Annotated in this window: 18 protein-coding genes and 3 pseudogenes; 9 read left to right on the forward strand and 12 right to left on the reverse strand. The window is 74.9% G+C overall.

Features of this window, described 5'->3' with window-relative positions; all coding sequences use genetic code 11:
* Nucleotides 1–129: 129 nt before the first annotated feature.
* The 4 genes and pseudogenes from AWW66_RS36455 to AWW66_RS17950 form a co-directional block, all read left to right on the forward strand.
* Nucleotides 130–651, forward strand: a pseudogene (locus AWW66_RS36455) (hypothetical protein); the annotation flags it as partial.
* A gap of 596 nt (nucleotides 652–1,247) precedes the next feature.
* Nucleotides 1,248–1,562 (forward strand): DUF2516 family protein, encoded by a 315-nt coding sequence (locus AWW66_RS17940; protein WP_067367544.1) that lies wholly within the window; start codon nucleotides 1,248–1,250, stop codon nucleotides 1,560–1,562.
* Nucleotides 1,559–2,446 (forward strand): alpha/beta fold hydrolase, encoded by an 888-nt coding sequence (locus AWW66_RS17945; RefSeq protein ID WP_067367547.1) that lies wholly within the window; start codon nucleotides 1,559–1,561, stop codon nucleotides 2,444–2,446. The genes AWW66_RS17940 and AWW66_RS17945 overlap by 4 nt, the downstream gene beginning before the upstream one ends.
* A gap of 109 nt (nucleotides 2,447–2,555) precedes the next feature.
* Complete coding sequence (locus AWW66_RS17950; protein WP_157527548.1) at nucleotides 2,556–3,473, forward strand: SDR family oxidoreductase; 918 nt, start codon at nucleotides 2,556–2,558, stop codon at nucleotides 3,471–3,473.
* A 54-nt stretch (nucleotides 3,474–3,527) separates the two neighbouring features.
* Here AWW66_RS17950 and AWW66_RS17955 read toward each other — a convergent pair whose 3' ends face one another.
* From AWW66_RS17955 to AWW66_RS17975, 5 genes and pseudogenes are all read right to left on the reverse strand, one after another.
* The gene (locus tag AWW66_RS17955) at nucleotides 3,528–4,502 is read right to left on the reverse strand and encodes a helix-turn-helix transcriptional regulator (RefSeq protein ID WP_067367553.1); all 975 of its coding nucleotides are present in this window, start codon (nucleotides 4,500–4,502) and stop codon (nucleotides 3,528–3,530) included.
* 123 nt (nucleotides 4,503–4,625) lie between these two features.
* Nucleotides 4,626–5,249 carry a response regulator gene (locus AWW66_RS17960; RefSeq protein WP_083978595.1) on the reverse strand — a complete coding sequence of 208 codons (624 nt, stop codon included), beginning with the start codon at nucleotides 5,247–5,249 and terminating at the stop codon, nucleotides 4,626–4,628.
* Between the two features lie 65 nt (nucleotides 5,250–5,314).
* A complete protein-coding gene (locus tag AWW66_RS17965) occupies nucleotides 5,315–6,583 on the reverse strand; it encodes a sensor histidine kinase (RefSeq protein ID WP_067367556.1) in 1,269 nt (422 codons plus the stop codon).
* A gap of 49 nt (nucleotides 6,584–6,632) precedes the next feature.
* On the reverse strand, nucleotides 6,633–7,367 hold the full coding sequence (locus AWW66_RS17970) for an ABC transporter permease (RefSeq protein ID WP_067367559.1): 735 nt from the start codon (nucleotides 7,365–7,367) through the stop codon (nucleotides 6,633–6,635).
* Nucleotides 7,368–7,378: 11 nt separating this feature from the next.
* Nucleotides 7,379–8,292: pseudogene (locus AWW66_RS17975) on the reverse strand (ABC transporter ATP-binding protein).
* Between the two features lie 268 nt (nucleotides 8,293–8,560).
* Here AWW66_RS17975 and AWW66_RS17980 point away from each other — a divergent pair.
* Nucleotides 8,561–9,355: an EI24 domain-containing protein gene (locus tag AWW66_RS17980; RefSeq protein WP_067367625.1), complete on the forward strand. Its 795-nt coding sequence runs from the start codon at nucleotides 8,561–8,563 to the stop codon at nucleotides 9,353–9,355.
* Here the strand turns inward: AWW66_RS17980 and AWW66_RS17985 are convergent.
* The 5 genes from AWW66_RS17985 to AWW66_RS18005 form a co-directional block, all read right to left on the reverse strand.
* Nucleotides 9,352–10,272 (reverse strand): GNAT family N-acetyltransferase, encoded by a 921-nt coding sequence (locus AWW66_RS17985; RefSeq protein WP_067367562.1) that lies wholly within the window; start codon nucleotides 10,270–10,272, stop codon nucleotides 9,352–9,354. The genes AWW66_RS17980 and AWW66_RS17985 overlap by 4 nt on opposite strands.
* A gap of 1 nt (nucleotide 10,273) precedes the next feature.
* A complete protein-coding gene (locus AWW66_RS17990; RefSeq protein WP_067367565.1) occupies nucleotides 10,274–10,684 on the reverse strand; it encodes a RidA family protein in 411 nt (136 codons plus the stop codon).
* A gap of 174 nt (nucleotides 10,685–10,858) precedes the next feature.
* Nucleotides 10,859–11,866 (reverse strand): LacI family DNA-binding transcriptional regulator, encoded by a 1,008-nt coding sequence (locus AWW66_RS17995; RefSeq protein WP_067367568.1) that lies wholly within the window; start codon nucleotides 11,864–11,866, stop codon nucleotides 10,859–10,861.
* Between the two features lie 17 nt (nucleotides 11,867–11,883).
* Nucleotides 11,884–13,233 carry a GH1 family beta-glucosidase gene (locus AWW66_RS18000; protein ID WP_067367571.1) on the reverse strand — a complete coding sequence of 450 codons (1,350 nt, stop codon included), beginning with the start codon at nucleotides 13,231–13,233 and terminating at the stop codon, nucleotides 11,884–11,886.
* Nucleotides 13,230–13,988 (reverse strand): maleylpyruvate isomerase family mycothiol-dependent enzyme, encoded by a 759-nt coding sequence (locus AWW66_RS18005; protein WP_067367574.1) that lies wholly within the window; start codon nucleotides 13,986–13,988, stop codon nucleotides 13,230–13,232. The genes AWW66_RS18000 and AWW66_RS18005 overlap by 4 nt, the downstream gene beginning before the upstream one ends.
* A gap of 67 nt (nucleotides 13,989–14,055) precedes the next feature.
* Between AWW66_RS18005 and AWW66_RS18010 the strand changes: the two genes are divergently transcribed.
* Nucleotides 14,056–15,147 carry a UDP-N-acetylmuramate dehydrogenase gene (locus tag AWW66_RS18010; protein ID WP_083978593.1) on the forward strand — a complete coding sequence of 364 codons (1,092 nt, stop codon included), beginning with the start codon at nucleotides 14,056–14,058 and terminating at the stop codon, nucleotides 15,145–15,147.
* A gap of 236 nt (nucleotides 15,148–15,383) precedes the next feature.
* Here the strand turns inward: AWW66_RS18010 and AWW66_RS18015 are convergent, their stop codons facing one another.
* Both AWW66_RS18015 and AWW66_RS18020 read right to left on the reverse strand, forming a co-directional pair.
* A complete protein-coding gene (locus tag AWW66_RS18015; RefSeq protein ID WP_067367580.1) occupies nucleotides 15,384–16,202 on the reverse strand; it encodes a methylase in 819 nt (272 codons plus the stop codon).
* Nucleotide 16,203: 1 nt separating this feature from the next.
* On the reverse strand, nucleotides 16,204–16,968 hold the full coding sequence (locus AWW66_RS18020) for an SDR family NAD(P)-dependent oxidoreductase (RefSeq protein ID WP_067367583.1): 765 nt from the start codon (nucleotides 16,966–16,968) through the stop codon (nucleotides 16,204–16,206).
* A gap of 192 nt (nucleotides 16,969–17,160) precedes the next feature.
* On the opposite strand from AWW66_RS18020, the gene mshA reads away from it, so the two are divergent.
* The 3 genes and pseudogenes from mshA to AWW66_RS36460 form a co-directional block, all read left to right on the forward strand.
* Complete coding sequence (gene mshA, locus AWW66_RS18025) at nucleotides 17,161–18,525, forward strand: D-inositol-3-phosphate glycosyltransferase (protein WP_067367586.1); 1,365 nt, start codon at nucleotides 17,161–17,163, stop codon at nucleotides 18,523–18,525.
* Nucleotides 18,526–18,622: 97 nt separating this feature from the next.
* On the forward strand, nucleotides 18,623–19,150 hold the full coding sequence (locus AWW66_RS18030) for a type III secretion system chaperone family protein (protein ID WP_067367588.1): 528 nt from the start codon (nucleotides 18,623–18,625) through the stop codon (nucleotides 19,148–19,150).
* A gap of 747 nt (nucleotides 19,151–19,897) precedes the next feature.
* Nucleotides 19,898–20,376 (forward strand): annotated as a pseudogene (locus AWW66_RS36460) (hypothetical protein); the annotation flags it as partial.
* Nucleotides 20,377–20,463: the final 87 nt, after the last annotated feature.

Below are 20,463 nucleotides of genomic sequence, written 5' to 3' on the forward strand. Positions count from 1 at the left end.
CGCCCAGTCCACCGCGACGAGCGCCCAGTCCACCGCGCCGGGCGCGGAGCCCACCGCCACGAGCGCGGAGCCCACCGCCGCCGAGCCGACCGGAGAGCAGGCCGCCGCGGCGGCCGAGGAGGAGAAGTCATGACCCAGCCGAAGACCAACCGCATCCCGGCCCCGATCTACGCCGCCGCCGGCGCCGGCGACCTGGCCCTCGAACACCTGCGCAAGCTGCCCGCCGTCGTCACCGACCTGGGTGGACGGGTCGCCGCCGACCTGGGCGGCAAGGCCGTCGTCACCGGCTTCGAGCTGCGCCAGCGGGCGACCGAGACGTTCCGCACGGCCAACGAGACCGCCGCCGGTCTCCGGGAGAAGGGCGTCACCGCCGCCGACCTGAACCGGCTGCGCGAGGCCGCCGACACCCGGCTGCGCGAGGTCGTCGACCTGGACCGGCTGCGCGAGGTGGCCGACGTCAACCGGCTGCGCCAGGTGGCCGACCCGGACCGGCTGCGCGAGGCCGCCGACCTGGACCGGCTGCGCGAGGCGGCGACCCGCAACACCGCCGTGGTGGTCGCCGGGGCGCAGGCCGCCCAGGAGCGGGCGCTGGCCGTGTACGGCGCGCTGGTCGCCCGGGGTGAGCGGGTGGTCGGTGCCGGTGTGGTGGACGTCGCCGAGACGGTGAACGCCGACATCGAGGCGACCGAGGCCACGGTCACCACTGCCCCGACCCCGCTGGCCGCCACCCCCGCCGAGACGTCGGCCCAGGCCGAGACGTCGAGCCGGGCCGAGACGTCGAGCCGGGCCGAGGCGCGGACGTCGACCGACGTGCCGACCCCGGCCGACGTGGCAGAGGTCGTGGAGGCGAAGTCGGCCCCGGCGAAGACCGCGCGGGCCCGGGCCGCCGGCACCGCGCGGTCGACCGCCAAGCCCGCCGCCGCCAAGCCCACGGCCAGCAGGAGCACGGCCAGCAAGAGCACCGCCGAGGCCGCCGGCACGACGACGAAGGCCGCTGGCACGAAGGCCGCTGGCACGAAGGCGACCGCGAAGGCCGCCGGCACGAAGGCCAGCCGGGCGAAGGCCGCCGGCACGCCGGCCGCCGGGTCGGAGGCCGGTACGCCGTCGGCCACGCTGCCGAAGGGTACGAAGCGGACCCGGCCGGCTGCCGAGTGACCGGGCGGCGACCGGTCGCCGAGTGACCGTGCCGGCGGCCCCGGCAGCGTCCTGTGGGACGTTTCCGGGGTCGCCGGCATAAGCTTGCCGGCATGGCCTACGCCGCGCCGCTCTTCTTCCTCGAAGTCCGCTACGTGATCGAGCTGATCCTGCTCGTCTTCGCGTTGATCGTCCTGGGTGTCGCGCTGGTGCACGCCATCACCCAGCGCTCCGACGCCTTCCCGGCCATCGGCACCCTGCCCAAGGCCGGTTGGATCGCCATCCTGGCGGTCTGTCTGGTGCTGACCCTGTTCGGCTTCGGTCCGATCAGCCTGTTCGGTCTGGTCGGCATCGCGGCGGCGCTCATCTACCTGCTGGACGTCCGGGTCGGGCTACGCGACCTCAGTGACGGCCGAGGGTCCTGGTGAGAGGCTTCCGCTGGCCTCCTCCGCCCGACGGCGGACCCCGCACCTGGGGCCCCGGCCCCGGTGCTCCGCGTACCGGCCGGCCGGCGCTGCCGGATCCGGAGACCGAGGTGGTCGCCACCCCGCACGGTGTGCGGCTGGAACAGTTGGTCACCGGGTCGGGCGATCCGGTGACCGTCTTCGCGCACGGGCTCGGTAACGGGATCGCCACCACCCGCCCCTTCGGCAGCGGGGTCACCGGCCGCCGGATCTTCTTCCAGTTCCGGGGACACGGTCGCTCCGACGCGCCGCCCGGCGCGTGGACGTACGCCGATCTGGCCCGGGACCTGCGGGCGGTCGCCGACCTCGGCGGCGCCACCCGGGCCTTCGGGGCGAGCCTCGGTGCCGGGGCGCTCTGTCACCTGCTGGGCGGCAGCCCGGAACGCTTCGACCGGCTGGTCCTCTTCCTGCCGGCGGCGCTGGACCAGCCGCGCGGCCCGGACGCCCGGGAGCGGATCTCCGGGCTGCTCGCCGCGGTGGCCAGCGGGGACGCCTCGGCGGTCGCCGAGGCGGTCGCCGTCGAACTGCCGCCCACGGTCCGCAACACCCCGGCTGGTTGGGCGTACCTGCGGCAGCGCCTCGACCACCTGCTCCGGGACGGTCTCGCGCCGGGCCTGGCCACCCTGCCCGAGCAGGCCCCGCTGCCCGACCGGGCGGCGCTCGCGGCGGTGACCGCGCCCGCGCTGGTCATCGGTTGCCTCGGGGACGACCTGCATCCCGCGTCGGTCGCGGAGGAGTTGGCCGCCGCGCTGCCCCGGGCCACCCTGCACGTGTACGACCGGCCGGGCATCCTCTGGTCCGACCGCGCCGACCTGCGCGGCCGGATCTCCGACTTCCTCAACGGCTGAGCCACCGCCACCACCGGTCGGGGCGCGTACCGGGCCGGCACCGCGCCGGCCGGCGCTCGCTGCCGGTGGCTGACACCGGTTGTCAGGTATCGGTGGAATGGTCGCCGGCATGGCAGAACAACCACTGAAGGGCCGGGTGGCGCTGGTCGCCGGGGCGACCCGGGGCGCCGGCCGGCAGATCGCGGTGCAACTCGGCGCGGCCGGCGCGACCGTGTACGCCACCGGGCGCAGCAGCCGCGCGGGCCGCTCCGAGATGGACCGCCCGGAGACCATCGAGGAGACCGCCGAGCTGGTCACCGCCGCCGGCGGCGAGGGCGTCGCGGTCCGCGTCGACCACCTCGTCCCCGATCAGGTACGCGATCTGGTGCGGCGGATCGACGACGCGCACGGCCGGCTCGACATCCTGGTCAACGACATCTGGGGCGGCGACGCGCTGACCACCTGGCACGAGCCGGTCTGGCGGCAGCCGCTCGACGCCGGTCTGCGGCTGCTCCGGCTGGCCGTCGACACGCACCTGGTCACCAGCCACGTCGCCCTGCCCCTGCTGATCCGCAACCCGGGCGGTCTGGTGGTGGAGATGGGCGACGGCACCACCGAGTACAACGCCACCAACTACCGGCTCTCGATCTTCTACGACCTGGCCAAGACCGCAGTGAACCGGCTCGCCTTCGCCCAGGCCCGGGAGCTGGAGCCGCACGGCTGCGCCGCCGTCGCGCTCACCCCCGGGTGGCTGCGTTCCGAGGCGATGCTCGAACACTTCGGGGTGACCGAGGCCACCTGGCGGGACGCGACGGCGACGGAGCCGCACTTCGTCATCTCCGAGAGCCCGGCGTTCGTCGGGCGGGCCGTGGCCGCCCTCGCCGCCGACCCGGACCGGGCCCGCTGGAACGGGCGGTCCACCTCCAGCGGCGAGCTGGCGCAGGTGTACGGCTTCACCGATCTCGACGGCAGCCGCCCGGACGCCTGGCGGTACGTGGTCGAGGTGCAGGACGCCGGCCGCCCGGCCGACGCCACCGGCTACCGCTGACCGCCTGACCATCTGACCGGCGGCTGATCGGTGGCGGGCCGAGCCCGTCACCGGTCAGGGCCGGGCGTACAGCTCCGCCCAGCGGCGGGTCGCGTCGGCGACCAGGTCGCGCAGCTCGGGCGGGTCGAGCACCACCGCCTCCGGGCCGAGCCGCAGCACCTGGTGGTACGCCACCTCGACCGACTCGACGGGCAGCCGCAGCACCGTCCAGCCCCGCTCGTCCGGCCCCTCGGCGGCGGCGACCGCCTCGTCGTACACGAAGGGGGCGTCCAGGATGTGGCGTAGCAGGCGCAGCCCGGCCGGGCCGACCCGCAGGGTGATCCGGCCGGGCAGCATCTGCCGCAGGAACGCCTCGGCCCGCTCCCGCCAGTGCCGGCCGAGGTCGAAGTCCTCGTCCCGGTCGAAGGTCTCCCCGCCCACCTCGACCCCGGTGACCCGGTCCACCCGGTACGTCCGCGTCGAGTCCCCGACCCGGCCGACGAGGTACCAGAGCCCGCCCTTGAGCACCAGCCCGTACGGCTGCACGGTGCGGGTCACCTCGTGCTCGCCGCGCCGGTAGCGCAGCTCGACCACCCGGTCCCGCCACACCGCACGGGCCAGGTCGGTGAGCCACGGCGGCGGGGCGGCCTCCCGGAACCAGCCCGGCACGTCCAGGTGGAACCGCTGGCCGGTCCGGGCCGGCGCGTCGCGCAGCGGGGGCGGCAGCGCGGCCAGCACCTTCAACTCGGCGGCGGCGACCGCGTCGGCGAGCCCCATCTCCCCGGCCGGCCCCGGCAGGCCGGCGAGGAAGAGCGCCTCCGCCTCGTCCCGGGTGAGCCCGGTCAACCGGGTGCGGTACCCGCCGAGCAGCCGGTACCCGCCGGCCCGGCCCCGGTCGGCGTAGACGGGCACCCCGGCGGCGGAGAGCGCCAGCACGTCCCGGTAGACCGTCCGCTCGGAGACCTCCAGCTCCCGGGCCAACTCCGCCGCGGTCATCGTCTCCCGCGCCTGCAACAGCAACACCAACGAGATCAACCGCGCCGCCCGCACCCACCCATTGTGTAAGGAGGGGCCCCCTGTTAACGCATCCGGTAGTAAAAGGGCCCCTTCCTAACCGCAGGGCGGCGGGGGCGGGGAGCGAGCGGGGGCGGGTGGGGGAAGCCGGCGGGCGGGTCAGCGACCGCCGGGGACGAGCAGGCCCCGGTCGTACGCGGTGGCGACGGCGGCGGCCCGGTCGTTGACGCCCAGTTTGGCGTACACGTGCAGCAGGTGGGTCTTGACCGTGGCCTCGCTGATGAACAGCCGGGCCGCCGTCTCCCGGTTCGACGAGCCCCGGGCGACCAGCGTCAACACCTCCAGCTCGCGCTGGCTCAGCGGCTCCTCGGTCGGGGCGCGCAGCCGGCCCATCAACCGCCCGGCCACGCTGGGGGAGAGCACCGACTCGCCCCGGGCCGCCGCCCGTACCGCCCGGACCAGGTCGTCCCGGGGCGCGTCCTTGAGCAGGTACCCGGTCGCCCCGGCCTCGATCGCCGGCAGCACGTCCGCGTCCGTGTCGTACGTGGTCAGCACCAGGACCCGGGCGGTCGACCCGGACCGGGCCAGCCGCCGGATCGCGGTGACCCCGTCCATGCCCGGCATCCGCAGGTCCATCAGGACCACGTCCGGGGTGAGCGCTTCCGCCAGGGCGAGCGCCTCCGATCCGTCGCCGGCCTCGCCGACCACCTCGAACCCCGGGTCGCCGGTGAACATGCCGCGCAGCCCGTCCCGGACCACCGGATGGTCGTCGACGATCAGCAGCCGGACCCGGTCGGCCCTCCCGTCCGTGGGTACGGCGGCGTCCGGGGGTACGGCGGCGTCCGGGCTCACGCGGCCAGCCCCGGCAGGGCCGGCACGCTGGCCGACACGGCCGTCCCGTTGCCCGGCTCGGACTCGATCTCCAGCCGGCCGCCCACCCCGGTCACCCGCTGTCGCATGGCGGCCAGCCCGAACCCGCCGTCCGGCCGCGCCGGCCCCGGCCGGGCCCCGTCGAAGCCGGCCCCGTCGTCGCGGACGTCCAGGGTGACCAGATCCTTCATGTACGACAGGGTGAGCCCGACCCGGTTCGCCCCGGCGTGCCGGGCGACGTTGGCCAGCGCCTCCTGGGCGGTCCGGAGCAGGGTCACCTCGACCTCCGGGTGCAGCGGGCTGGGCGTGCCGGTCACGTGCACGTCCCCGCGCACCTGGTTGATCGTCGACCAGCGGTCCACCAGATCGGTCAGCACCTCGGGCAGCCGGGCCCGCTCCAGCGGCTCGGGGCGGACCGCCCGGACCGAGCGGCGGGCCTCGGTCAGGCTCTCCCGGGCCAGCGTCTCCGCGTTGTCCACGTGCCGCTGCCAGTCCGCCCGCCGCTCGCGGGCCTGCCCGGCCGCCTCCAGTTGGGTGATGATGCCGGCCAGCCCCTGGGCCAGGGTGTCGTGGATCTCCCGGGCCATCCGTTGCCGCTCGTCCAGTATCCCGGCCTCCCGGGCCTGGGTGAGCAGTTGGGCGTGCAGCCCCTCGTTCTCCCGCATCGTCTCGGCCAGCCGGCGGTTCGTCTCGGCCAACTCCTCGACCAACTGCTTGCGCTGCTGGTGCTGCCGGGTGTTGGCCGCGTCGATCCGGGTGATCCCGACGGCCATCCCCACGTTGAACAGCGCCAGGACCGACCAGAGCACCAGGTGACCCGGCGAGGTGGGGGGCCCGACGCTCTGCGCGGTGGCGACCAGCATCGCGGTGACGCCCACCCCGACCAGCCGCCACCGGCCGTGCAGCACCAGGTACGAGTGGAGCAGGCCGACCCAGGCGACGAAGCCGTACCAGGGGCTGGCCGACACCAGCACCGCACAGAACACGGTCAGCCCGAGGAAGTACACCGCCATCAGCCGGCGTCGGGGGAGCCAGTCGGGGTGCAGGGTGATGAACCAGGCGATCCAGCAGCCGACCGCCACGGCGACGGTGAGGTGCACCACGGCCGGCGGCGCACCGGGTACCGGGGCGAGGGTGGAGAGCACCATCCCGACCGCCAGGCCGCCGTACGGCACCACGCGGTACAGGCGTACCTCCTGCTCCCGCCCGGTGTCCACGGAGGTGACCCGCTCGGCGGCGCTGGTCATGGGCGGCTCACCCCCGGCGGTGCGACTCGGTGACGCTGGCCACGTCGGATCACTCCCAGCGGAACAGCTTGGCGGCGACCGTGCCGGCGAGCACGGCGATGACCGCCATTATGACCAGGGGAAGGACCCCGGGGGCAGTGCCCGTCCAGGCGTCCAGCAGGGCCTGCACCCCGGGCGGCGTCCAGTCGCCGATCCGGACCAGGAACTCCGGCAGCATGAACCGGGGCAGGTAGACCCCGCCGAAGAACATGGTCGCCATGAACAGCGGTACGGACATCGCCTGCGCCGCCTTGGCGGTCCGGGCCAGCGCCGCGACCAGCAGGCCCACCGCGAGCAGCGCCCCGGTGCCGAGGACGAAGGCCACCGTGAAGCCCAGCGCGTGCGCGGGCAGCGGCACCCCGAAGGCGAGCCGGGCGACCACGACGAGCACGATCGCGCCGACCACCATCGTGGCCAGGGTGACCAGGAGTTGGGCGACCAGCAGTGCCGCCGGGCTCGCCGGGGTGGTCGCCAGCCGCCGCAGCATCCCGCGCTCCCGGTAGGTGGCCAGGGTGGACGGCAGGGCGGTCAGCCCGGTCACCGCCAGCGTCATGACCAGCAGGGAGGGGGAGAAGTAGCTGATGAAGGTCTGTCCGTCGAAGTCCGGGCTCGGCTCCCGCAGCGCCGGGATCGCCCCGAGGACGACCAGGATCACCACCGGCAGCCCGACCACGGTCAGGATCGTCGGCCAGTCCCGCAGGTGGAGCTTCGCCTCGGTCCTGAGGATCTGCCCGAAGGCGTGCATGGGGTCTCTCCTCACTCGGCGGGCCGGTGCCCGGTCAGCTCGACGAAGGCGTCGTCGAGGGTGGCCTGCTCGACCCGCAGGTCGGCGGCGACGATCTGGTTGCGGGCGAGCACCGAGGTGACCGCGTGCAGCACGTTCCCGGTGCCGGTGACCACCAGGTGACCGCCGCTGCGCTGCACCGAGACGACCTCGGGCAGGTCGGTGAGCAGGTGGTCGTCGAGCGGCGCCGAGGGGCGGAACCGGACCCGCTGCTCCGGCGCCACCGCCGCCACCAGGCCGGCCGGGGTGCCCAGGGCGACCACCCGGCCGGAGTCGATCACGGCCACCCGGTCGCAGAGCCGCTCGGCCTCCTCCATGAAGTGGGTGACCAGCACGATCGTCCCCCCCGGTCGCGGACCCGCTCGATCAGGCCCCAGGTCTCCCGGCGGGCCTGCGGGTCCAGGCCGGTGGTCAGCTCGTCGAGGATGGCGATCCTCGGGTTGCCGACCAGGGCCAGCGCGATGGAGAGCCGCTGTTTCTGCCCACCGGAGAGCTTCTTGTACGGGGTGTTCCGCTTCGCCCCGAGCCCCAGCTCCTCGACGAGCCGGTCCGGGTCGGCCGGGTCCCGGTAGAACGACGCGTACAGCTCCAGAGCCTCGGCGACCCGGAGCCGGTCCGGTAGCTGGCTCTCCTGCAACTGCACCCCGACCTGCTGCCGGAGCCGGTCGGCGTCCCGGCGGGGGTCGGCCCCGAGGACCGACACCCCGCCCCCGTCCGGTACGCGCAGGCCGGCGACGCACTCCACCGTGGTGGTCTTGCCGGCCCCGTTGGGACCGAGCACACCGAAGATCTCCCCGGTGGCCACGCTGAACGACACATCCTGTACCGCCACCAGGTCGCCGTACCTCTTGTGCAGGTTGGTCACCTCGATGACCGGTGTCGTCACGTCGTCTCCCCGCGCTCGTTGCCGTACCTGACTCCAGGGTCCCGGTCGTGGGCCGGGCGCGGATCGACCGCCCGGCGGCCCCGCGCACCGGCCGGGGTGGACCCCGCCGATCCACCAACTGGTTGATCCGGCATCCACCGCCGCCCCCGCCGTGGCCGGCGGCCCCGGCGGCCGGCGACCCAAGGTCGAGGTGGCCGGCGGCCCCGAGGTCGAGGTGGCCGGCGGGCCCGGCTGCCGGGGTGGCCGTTGGCCACTAGGCTCGCCGTTCGTGAACGCACCCAGGATCGCCGCGCCGGTCGCCAGTACCGTCCGCCGCTTCCTCACCGGGGTCGGCCTGCTGCTGCGAGGGCTCGGCCTCTACGTCCGCAGTCCCGGGCTGATGCTGCTCGGGATCGTCCCCGCGCTGATCACCGCCACGCTCTTCGGCGCGGCCTTCTTCGCCCTGGTGTACTTCGTCGACGACTGGACGGTGCTGGTCACCCCGTTCGCCGACGACTGGTCGGACACCGCCCGCGCCGTGACCCGGGTGATCGCCGGGATCGCCCTGCTGGCGTTGGCCGGCCTGGTCGGGGTGGTCAGCTTCACCGCGGTGACGCTGGTCGTCGGCGACCCGTTCTACGAGAAGATCTCCGAGAAGGTGGAGGACCGCTTCGGCGGTACGCCGGACGCGGTGGACGTGCCGTTCTGGCCCTCCCTGCGGCGCAGCACCGCCGACTCGCTACGCCTGGTGGCCCTCTCGGTGCCGATCGGCCTCGGCCTCTTCGTCGCCGGGTTCGTGCCGATCCTGGGCCAGCTCGTCGTCCCGGTGATCGGGGCGATGATCGGTGGCTGGCTGCTCGCGGTGGAACTGGTCGGTGCCCCCTTCTACCGGCGCGGCAAGGGGCTGGCGGAGCGCCGGGCGGTGCTGAAGGCTGACCGGCCCACCGCGCTCGGCTTCGGGGTGGCGGTCTTCCTCTGCTTCCTGATCCCGCTCGGCGCGGTGCTGGTGATGCCGGCCGCCGTGGCCGGTGCCGCTCTGCTCACCCGCCGCAGCCTCGGCCAGCCCATCACCACCGGACGCTAGGTGAGGTCGCGCAGGACGGACCAGTGGGTGGCCACCGGTCGGTAGCCGAGCCGGGTGTTGACCGCCAGCATCGGCGCGTTCGCCTCGTCGTTGGAGGTGTACGCCGTCCGGATGCCGCTGGCCGCCGCCCGGTGCAGGGCGGCCTGCTTGGCCAGCCGGGCCAGGCCCCGCCCCCGGTACCGCGGCACGGTCCCGGTGTAGTCCGACCACATCCGGTCGCCGTCGCGCTGCACCAGGCTGAACGCGGCCAGCTCGCCGTCGACCGTGACGGCGGTGCTGGTCGCCCGGTCCAGCCCCGGGTCCGTCCAGACGTCGTACCGCCAGAACTCGTACGTCACCCCGTCGCCGGGCTCCTCCCCCGGTACGTCCCCGGCGGTCGCCTGGTCGGCCTGGTACAGCCGGTACGGCTCCACCTCGGCGACGGACAGCAGCGCCACGCCGGCCGGGACGACGGGGGCCGGGGGCGCCGGCCGCAGCTCCAGGCCGGAGAAGCGCACGGTACGGCTCGGGGCGAAGCCGTGCCGCTCGGCGAAGGGCAGCGCCTCCGGCACCGACCAGGCCCGCACCCGGGGTACGCCCAGCCCGGCGAGGTGGGCGAGGGCCCGGTCCAGCAGCGCGCCGCCGACCCCCTGCCGACGCCGCTGCGGGTGCACGTCCAGCACCGACATCTCGCCGCTGCCGCTGGACGGGTTCCGGTACGCCGAGACCCAGCCGACGACCTCGCCGGCCACCTCGGCGACCAGGGCGGCCCGGTCCGCGCCGGGCGGCGGGTCGACGATCGTGCGCCGGGTCGCCTCGACCCCGCGTACCAGATAGGGGTGGACCGCCGCCCGGAGCGCGACCACGGCGGGCGCGTCCGCCGGCCGGACCTCCCGGACCAGGACCGGCGGCCCGCTCCCGGCGGTCCCGGCCGGCACCTCAGGCCCCCGCGCTGACGGCGGCGACCGCCTCGACCTCGACGAGCTGGTCGTCGTACCCGAGGACGGCCACGCCGAGCAGGGTGCTGGGCGGCTCGTGGTCGCCGAAGGCGTCCCGGACCACCCGCCAGACCGCCACCAGGTCGGCCTGCTCGGACGAGGCCACGTAGACGGTGGTCTTGACCACGTCGGTCAGGCGGGCGCCGGCCGCCGCCAGCGCGGTCGCCAGGTTGGCCATCACCTGGCGGGCCTGCGCGACGGGATCGCCCGGGGCGACCGTGGCGCCGTCGGCGTCCAGCGGGCAGGCCCCGGCGGTGAAGACCAGCCGGGCCGGTGGGGCGACCGTGGCCGCGTAGGCGTACTCGGTGTCGGCCAGGTCAGGGACGCGCAGCAGCGTGACGGGCTCCGGCATGCCCGGCACGCTAGCGGGTGCCCCCGCCCGCCGCGACGGAATAAGCCCGCCCTCGCCTGCCCCCGCCCCGCCCGCCGCCCGCCCCCGCCCCGCCCGCCGCCCGCCCCGCTCGCCGGCTCCGGGTGTGAGGAAGGGGCCCTTCCACTACAGAAAGCGTTAACAGGGGGCCCCTCCTTACGCGGAGTCGCGGCGGACGAGGTCGGTGGGGAGGATGACGGAGGGCTCGACGGGCTCCCCGGCGGCGTGCCGCAGCAGCAGCCGGGTCATCACCCGGCCGATCTCCAGGATCGGCTGCCGGACGGTGGTCAGCGGCGGATCGGTGTACGCGGCCGACGGGATGTCGTCGAAGCCGACCACCGCCACGTCCTCCGGCACCCGCCGCCCCGCCGCGCGCAGGGTACGCAGGGCGGCGTGCGCCATCAGGTCGGAGGCGGCGAAGACGGCGTCCAGGTCGGGGTACCGGTCGAGCAGGTCGCGCATGGCCGCCGCCCCGGAGTCCCGGGTGAAGTCGCCGTACCCGACCAGCGCCGGCAGCCCGGCGGCGGTGACCGTGTCCCGGTACCCGGCGAGCCGGTCGATCCCGGCGACCATGTCCTGCGGCCCGGCGATGGTGGCGATCCGCCGCCGCCCCGAGTCGATCAGGTACGCCACCGCCCGGGACACCCCGCCGGCGTGGTCCACGTCCACGTACGGCACGGAGCCGTCGCCGAGCGGCCGGCCGCTGCACACCACCGGCAGGCCGAGGCCGGCGAGGGTGCCGGGGAGCGGGTCGGCGCCGTGCAGCGAGGCGAAGAGCACCCCGTCGACGTGCCGCCCGGTGGTGTACCGCCGCACCCGGGCGTGCCCGGCCGGCGAGCCGGCGAGCATCAGCACGAGCTGCTTGTCGGCGGCCTCCAGCTCCCGGCTGACGCCCCGGATGATGCCGGGGAAGAAGTGGTCGTCGGAGAAGACCCGGGTGGCCGCCTCGGGCAGCACCAGGGCGATCGAGTCGGTCCGGTGGGTGACCAGGCTGCGGGCGGCGAGGTTCGGCACGTACCCCAGCTCGGCCACGGCCCGCCGGACCGCCTCCTGGATCGGGCCGGCGACCGTGGTCGAGCCGTTGACCACGCGGGACACGGTGGCCCGGGACACCCCGGCCCGCCGGGCCACCTCCTCCAACGTCGGGCGCTGCGCCATGGTCACCGATGATCGCACCCGGGTCACAGCCCGTTGCGCGCGATCACCCCCTGGTACCACCGGGCGCTGTCCTTCGGGGTACGGCGTTGCGTGGTGTAGTCGACGTGGACGATGCCGAACCGCTTGCGGTACCCCTCGCTCCACTCGAAGTTGTCCAGCAGCGACCAGACCAGGTATCCGCGCAGGTCGACGCCCTGTCTGATCGCCTCGTGGGCGGCCCGCAGGTGCCCGTCGAGGTACCCGATCCGGTCGGCGTCGGTCACCCCCTCGGGGAAGGCCGCCCCGTTCTCGGTGATCATCAGCGGCAGCCCCGGGTGCTCGGCGGCGAGCCGGACCAGCAGCCGGGTCAGCCCGGCCGGCTCGACCTGCCAGCCCATGTCGGTCACCGGCCCGGCCGGCGGCAGGAAGTGCACCGCCCCGTCGGTGCCCGGGTACGACCCGCCGCCACCGGCCCCGTCCGGGCGGCCGGCGACGTACGTGGGCGCGTAGTAGTTGATCCCGAGCAGGTCGAGCGGGGCGGCGATCAGCTTCTCGTCGCCGTCCCGGATGAACGTCGGCTCCACCAGTCGGGCCAGGTGCTCCCGCACGTCGGCGGGGTACCCGGCCCCGGTCAGCGGGTCGAGGAAGATCCGGTTCTGCAACCCGTCGACCAGGCGTACCGCCGCGGCGTCGGCGGCGCTGTCCGGGTCGGCGGGCTGCACCTCGCACGGGTTGAGGGTGATGCTGACCGTCCGTGCCCCGGCCGCCCGCAGCGCCCGCGCGGCCAGGCCGTGCGCCAGCAGGAGGTGGTGCACGGCGGCGAAGGCCGCGCCCGGGTCCTGCTCGCCGGGGGCGTGCACCCCGTTGCCGTACCCGAGGAAGGCCGAGCACCACGGCTCGTTGAGCGTGGTCCAGACGTCCACCCGGTCACCGAGGCGGCCGTGCACCGCCGTGGCGTACGCGGCGAAGTGCTCGGCGGTCTCCCGCGTGGTCCAGCCGCCCCGGTCGCCGAGGCTCTGCGGCAGGTCCCAGTGGTACAGGGTCACGATCGGGTCGATGCCGTGGGCCAGCAGCGCGTCGGTGAGCCGGTCGTAGAAGTCCAGGCCGCGCGGGTTGACCGGGCCGGTGCCGTCCGGCTGGACCCGGGGCCAGGCCACCGAGAACCGGTACGCCCGCAGCCCCAGTTCCGCCATCAGGGCCACGTCGTCGGCGTACCGGTGGTAGTGGTCGCAGGCGACGTCACCGGTGTGCCCGGCGAAGACCTTCCCCGGCGTCCGGCTGAAGGTGTCCCAGATGGACGGGCCCCGCCCGTCCTCCCGGGCCGCGCCCTCGATCTGGTACGCGGCCGTGGCCGCGCCCCAGACGAAGGTCTCCGGAAACCGCAGGTCGCTCATCCGGTGCGCAGACCGGGCAGCAGGGTGGCGTCGCCGGTCACCGCGAGGGTGTCGAAGGCGACCCGCCCCCAGAGCGCCAGCAGCAGGTCGCTGGCGGTGCCGGCGACCTGCACCCGGGCGTGGTGGTCGTCGTGGTCGAGGATCGTGTCGGTGTCCAGCAGGGCCACCCCCTCGCCGCGCAGCCGCAGGTACCACTCCTGCGCGGCGTCGGTGGCGGTCAGGTGGACCACCCCGCGCCACTGCCCGGAGGCGGGCCGTCGCCCGGCGGGCAGCCAGGTGTCGAGCACCTCGCTGACCCCGTCGCCGGCGAGCTTCGCCTCGATCGGCTCACCGGCGGCGATGGCGAGCTGGGCGTCCCAGCGGTGCACCGCCGTCTCGTGCGCCATCCGGCGGATCCAGAAGCCGGCCTTCTTCGGCTGCGGGGCCCAGTTCCAGGCCGGGGCCTCCGGGTCCAGGCCGTCGAAGAGGGTCATGAGCTGGTCGTACGTGTGCTGCCAGAACTGGAGCGGGCTCGTCCCCGGCGGGAGTTCGGTCTCCTCCCGGCGGGCCGGGGCGGTGGTCTCGCCGGTGCCGACGAAGCCGTGCACCCACTGGTAGAGGCCGGCGAGGTGGAGGGTGAGGTCGGAGACCGTCCAGCCGGGACAGGAGAGGACCGGTGTCTCGGGAGGAGCTTCCGCGACGGCGGCGGCGAACGTCGGGCCCTCGGCCCGGAGCGCCCCGATCCAGAAGTCCTTCGTGCCGTGCAGTCTGCTCATCGCGTCCTCCTGGGCGACCGGGCCACCAGTGGGTGCCACGGCTCCTCTTCAGCCTAGGGTGAAAGGCGTGTCCGACGTTAGTGCCCAGCCGACCACCGAAATCCAACCCGCTGACGCAGGTTCGTTGGCGAGTTTCACCACGCTGCGCCTCGGCGGGGCGGCGGGACGGCTCGTGACCGCCGCCAGCTCCGATCAAATCGTACAAAAGGTGCAGGAAGCGCAGGGGTGGGACGAGCCGGTACTTATTCTCGCGGGCGGCAGCAACGTCGTGGTCGGCGACGAGGGGTTCCCCGGCACCGTCGTCCTGGTCCGCTCTCGGGGCGTCCGGGTGCTCGCCGAGGACGCGGAGACGGTCACCGTCCGGGTCGAGGCCGGCGAGCCCTGGGACGACCTGGTCGCCGCCACCGTCGCCAACGGCTGGTCCGGGCTGGAGTGCCTCTCCGGCATCCCCGGCTCCACCGGCGCCACCCCGATCCAGAACGTCGGCGCGTACGGCCAGGAGGTCGCCGAGACCATCACCGGCGTGCAGGTGTACGACCGCCGGGAGAACAGCCTCGACCGGATCGCCGCCGCCGACTGCGGGTTCGCGTACCGGTCCAGCATCTTCAAGTACAGCGACCGCTGGGCGGTCCTCTCGGTCGACTTCCGGCTGGCCCGCTCGCCGCTCTCCGGCCCGGTCCGCTACGCCGAACTGGCCCGTACCCTCGGGGTGGCCCCCGGCGGCCGGGTGCCCCTGGCCGACGCCCGGGAGACCGTGCTGCGGCTGCGCGCCGGCAAGGGCATGGTCCTCGACCCGACGGACCCGGACACCCGCTCGGTCGGCTCGTTCTTCACCAACCCGGTCCTCGACCAGGCCGCGTACGAGCTGTTCCTCCAGCGCGCCGAGGAGTTCGGCGAGCCCCCCGCCTGGCCGGGCGCGGGGGACGTGGTGAAGCTCAGCGCGGCCTGGCTGATCGACCGGGCCGGCTTCGGCAAGGGGTACCCCGGCCCGAACGGCGCGGCCATCTCCAGCAAGCACACCCTCGCCCTGACCAACCGCAGCGGTACCGCCCGGACCGCCGACCTGGTCGCCCTGGCCCGGGAGATCCGCGACGGCGTCCACGCCCGCTTCGGCGTCACCCTGCACCCCGAGCCCGTCCTCGTCAACTGCGCGGTCTGACCCGGCCCGGCCCCGTCCCTTTCCGCCCTGCCCGCCGGGGTGCTGCTCGGGCGTGTCGTCGTGCGGCGCAGGCGATCCTGCGGGGTGACATACCTCAGTGGTATAAAAATTCCTGGAAGGTATATCGCTCGACAGCATGATGTCCCGCAGCCGGAGATCACCCAGCGTGCTGCACGCCAGGCCGGGAACAGGGCGGGCCGGGGCAGGGCGGGTGAGGGCCGAGCGGGCGGGGTGGGTCAGGACGGGGCGACGGCGGACCAGGGGACGGTGACCTCGCCGAGGCGCCAGCGGGCGGGACGGTCCAGGACCGGCCAGCCGGCCGCCCAGACCGCGTCGACGGTGTGCAGCCAGCGTTGGCGGGGGCCGAAGGGGGCGTACCCGGCGGCGGCGTGCCAGGCGGCGTCGAGGGCCCGGAGCAGGTCGTGTACCCGTTCTCCGGGCACGTTGCGGTGGATCAGCGCCTTGGGCAGCCGTTCGGCGAAGCGGGCCGGCGTCTCCAGGGTGCCCAGCCGGGCGGCCAGGGTCAGGGTGCGGGGGCCGGTGGCGTCGACGAGCAGCCAGCCGCCGAGCCGGCCCAACTCGTCGCAGGTGCCCTCGACCAGGTGTCCACCCGGGGCCAGCGCGTCGGTCATCGCCCGCCAGGCGGCGGGTACCTCGTCCTCGGTGTACTGCCGGAGCACGTTGAAGGCGCGGACCAGGCAGGGCCGGAGCCCGGCCAGCTCGAAACCGCCCCGGGCGAAGGTCAGGCCGGGTGGCTCGGCGGCCGGCGCGGCGGCGGCGACGCGGAGCGGGTCGATCTCCAGCCCGACCAGCCGGACGTCGGCACGGACCCGGGCGGCCAGCCGGGTGCGCAACTCCACGGCGGTGGTCGGGGTGGCGCCGTAACCGAGGTCCACCACCAGGGGGTCGGTCGCCGCGCGCAGGGTCTCCCCGCAGGTCGCCACGATCCAGTTGTCCACCCGGCGGAGCCGGTTCGGGTTGGTCGTCCCCCGGGTGACCACCCCCACCGGACGACCGCCCGGTGCCGGGTCACCGCCGCAACGGCGGGATCCCACCTCAGCCGACCCGGTGCACCTTGTGCTGGGCGGCCTGGGCCAACGGGCGGACCACCAGCCGGTCCACGTTGACGTGCGGCGGGCGGGTGGCGCACCAGGCGACGCAGTCGGCCACGTCGTCGGCGACCAGCGGCTCGGGCACCCCGGCGTAGACGGCGGCGGCCTTGTCGGCGTCGCCGCCGAACCGGACCAGGCTGAACTCGTCCGTCCGGACCATGCCGGGGTCGATCTCGACCACCCGGACCGGCCGGCCGCACAGTTCCAGCCGCAGGGTGCCGGCCACCGCCGTCTGGGCGTGCTTGGCGGCGGTGTACCCGCCCCCGCCCTCGTACACGGTGAAGCCGGCGGTGGAGCCGACGATCACGATGGTGCCGGACCCGGAGGCCTCCAGCGCCGGCAGCAGCGCCTGGGTGACCCGCAGCGTGCCGAGCACGTTGGTGTCGTACATCCACTGCCAGTCGCGGACCGAGCCGGACTCGACCGGGTCGAGCCCCCGGGCGCCGCCGGCGTTGTTGACCAGGAGGGTGACCGGCCCGGGGGCGCGGGCGGCGGCGTCGGCCAGCCCGGCCACCGACTCGTCCGAGGTGACGTCGCAGGCGACGGCGGTGGCCGCGCCCCCGGCGGCGGTGATCTGCTCGACCAGCTCCGCCAACCGGTCGGTCCGCCGGGCGGCGGCGAGCACGTGGAAGCCCTCGGTGGCCAGGCGGCGGGCGGTGGCCGCGCCGATTCCGCTGGAGGCACCGGTGACGATCGCGACGGGAGTCATCGGGTCATTCTGCTCCGCTGCCCGCCCGGAGACCGACGGTGGGGACCGGACGTGTCGATGAGGTCCGTCACGCCTGGGGGTCGCCCCGGCGAATCAGTGCGGACGGACCGGGAAGATGAACGTGAGCGTGGACGTTGTCCGAACAGCGCCGGTCGACGCGGACGGCATCGAACCGTGACAGAAGGAGCGGACGTGGCGGAGATGCACACCGGCGTCGGTCGTCAGCGTGGAGCACAGCCGTGGCCCCGGCCCCGCCGGATCGCCACCGTCTCGGTGCACACCTCACCCCTGCACCAGCCGGGCACCGGGGACGCCGGAGGGATGAACGTCTACATCCTGGAGGTCGCCCGCCGGCTGGCCGAGGCCGACGTCGAGGTGGAGATCTTCACCCGGGCCACCTCCGGCGACCTGCCCCGGGTGGTCGAGGTCGCGCCCGGCGTGCAGGTCCGGCACATCACCGCCGGCCCGCTGGAGGGGCTGACCAAGGAGGAGCTGCCCGGCCAGCTCTGCGCGTTCACCGCCGGGGTGCTTCGGGCCGAGGCGGCCCGCGCGCCGGGGTACTACGACCTCATCCACTCGCACTACTGGCTCTCGGGGCAGGTCGGCTGGCTGGCCCGGGACCGCTGGGGGGTGCCGTTGGTGCACTCCGCGCACACCCTGGCCAAGGTGAAGAACGCCCAGCTCGCCGCCGGTGACCGGCCCGAGCCCAAGGCCCGGGTGATCGGCGAGGAGCAGGTGGTCGCCGAGGCCGACCGACTGGTCGCCAACACCCGGGTCGAGGCCCGTGACCTGATCAGCCGGTACGACGCCGATCCGGACCGGGTCACCGTGGTCCAGCCCGGCGTCGACCTGGACCGGTTCCGCCCCGCCGGTGGCGACCGGGATGCGGCCGTCCACGCCGCCCGCCGCCGGCTCGGCCTGCCGAGTACGGGGTACGTGGTGGCGTTCGTCGGCCGGATCCAGCCGTTGAAGGCCCCGGACGTGCTGATCCGGGCGGTGGCCGCGCTGCGGGACCGTGACCCGCTGCTCGCCGACGAGTTGACCGTGGTCGTCGTGGGCGGCCCGAGCGGCAGTGGGCTGGACCGCCCCACCGCGTTGATCGAGCTGGCCGCCTCCCTCGGCGTCGCCGACCGGGTGCGGTTCCTGCCGCCGCAGACCGGTGACGACCTGCCGGCCGTGTACCGGGCCGCCGACCTGGTCGCGGTGCCGTCGTACAACGAGTCGTTCGGCCTGGTCGCCCTGGAGGCGCAGGCGTGCGGTACGCCGGTGCTGGCCGCCGCCGTGGGCGGGCTGGTCACCGCCGTGCGGGACCAGGGCAGCGGGGTGCTGATCGACGGGCACCGCCCGGACGACTGGGCCGCCGCGCTCTGCCGGCTGCTGCCGGACCGGGACCGCCGGGCCGTGCTGAGCCGGGGCGCGGAACGGCACGCCCGCAACTTCTCCTGGCACCGCACCGCCGCCGGGCTGCTCTCGGTGTACGGCGCGACGATCGCCGAGCACCGGGCCCGGCTCACCGCCCGGCTGGCCGCCGACCCGGTGCTCTCCTGCTCCTGGTGAGCCGTCGACCCGGTGGTGGGCTGCCCCGGCCGGTGCGCGGTGCCGGCGGTGACTCGCCGGCCCGGTCCCGGGTCGACGCGGCCGTACAGTGGGGCGGATGAGCGCGAAGAGCGAGGTTGCCGCCCTGATCGAGTCGGTCTGCGTCGAGCGGGACCTGGCCTGGGAGCCGACCGGCCCCGGGGCGTACGCGGTCACCCTGCCCGGTACGCACAAGCTCACGACGATCTGCAACCTGATCGTCGGCGAGCACGCGCTGCGGGTCGAGGCGTTCGTGATGCGCCAGCCGGACGAGCGGCGCGAGGAGTTGTGGGCCTGGCTGTTGCAGCGCAACGCCCGGATGTACGGGGTCGCGTTCGCCATCGACCCGGCCGGCGACGTGTACCTGACCGGTCGGGTCAACCTGCGCGGGGTGGACGCCGACGAGCTGGACCGGCTGCTCGGCGCGGTGCTGACCTACGCCGACGAGTCGTTCGACACCATGCTGGAGATCGGCTTCGGTAGCGCGATCCGGCGGGAGTGGGAGTGGCGGGTCAAGCGGGGCGAGTCCACCGCGAACCTGGCCGCCTTCGCCCACCTCGTCGAGCCCTCGGCCGGCGGTGCCAGCGGCGACCGGCCGGGCGCCTGACCCCTCGGGGGTGCGGGCGGCGCCGCAGGCCGGTGCCGGTCGACGTGTCGTGATCGGTGGGCGGTGCCGGGGTTCGGCGGGTTTCTGCGGGGTATGCGGCACCGCGCGGTGCGGCGTAACCGGACCCACCGCGGCCGAGACGGACTGTCGAGGAGCGTGAACGCCCCATGGCTCAGCGGAACAGCTCAGGTCGCGGCGGGACCGCGACGAGGACGAAGCGGCAGAGTGGCAACCAGACCCCGGGCACCCCGGGGATCTCCGAGTCCGAGATCTCCCGGCTGCGGGTGGACGAGATCCGCGTCCGACTCCGCCGGCAGGGGGTCTCCGGGATCTCCGCCCTGCGCAAGCCGGAACTGGTGAAGCTGCTGGCCCGGACGATGCGGTCGGGCCGGCGGGGTGGCGGTGCCGCCCGGACGAGCACCGGCCCGGCCGGGCGGGCCACGTCGGCCGCTGCCCGCCGCACGACGGGTACCCCGTCGGCACGCGCGAAGGCCGCCCCGGCCCGAGCACGCAAGGCGACCCCGGCCACGGCCCGCAAGGCCGCCCCGGCACAGGCCCGCACGACCTCGTCGGCATCGGCCCGCAAGACGTCGCCGTCGGCGTCGGCGCGTAAGACGTCCCCGGCGTCGGCCCGCAAGACCTCGTCGGCGTCGGCGCGCAAGACCTCGTCGGCGTCGGCCCGGAAGGCGTCCCCGGCGCAGGCCCGTAAGACATCATCCTCGGCGCAGGCGCGTAAGACCTCCTCGGCGTCGGCGCGTAAGGCGTCTGCGACGCCGGCCCGCAAGGCGTCGTCGACGGGGGGCGCGACCGCCCGGAAGGCGACCGCGTCCGGGACGGCCGGGGCGTCAGGCCGGCGGACCGCCTCGGGCGGGACGACCGCCCGGTCGGTCCGGTCCTCGCAGCTCATCGCGTCGCCGGCCGACCGCCCGGAGCGTCCGGGCCGGAGCCTGGTCACCACCAACCACGAGGTGATCCAGCGCTGGGCGCGGGCGCGCAACGCGAAGCCGGCGACGATCGCGGGCACCGAGCGCGACGGCCGGCCGGGGGTGCTGACCTTCAACTTCCCCGGGTACCGGGAGAGCAGCCGGGTGCGCGAGATCACCTGGGACGACTGGTTCCGTACCTTCGACGGTCGCCGGCTCAACCTGATCTTCCAGGAGCAGATGCGCGACGGCCGGCAGAGCAACTTCTTCCGGACGGAATCCCCGCAACGTGAGGACGCCTGAGGTGTTTGCGGGAATGTCCGACGGGTATGCGGGCGTTGTCGCCTCCGGGAGAGCCCAGCGGCGGAGGGTGATGCTGTGACCGGCGAA

This window comes from Micromonospora rosaria, from assembly GCF_001567585.1.
Lineage (GTDB): Bacteria > Actinomycetota > Actinomycetes > Mycobacteriales > Micromonosporaceae > Micromonospora > Micromonospora rosaria.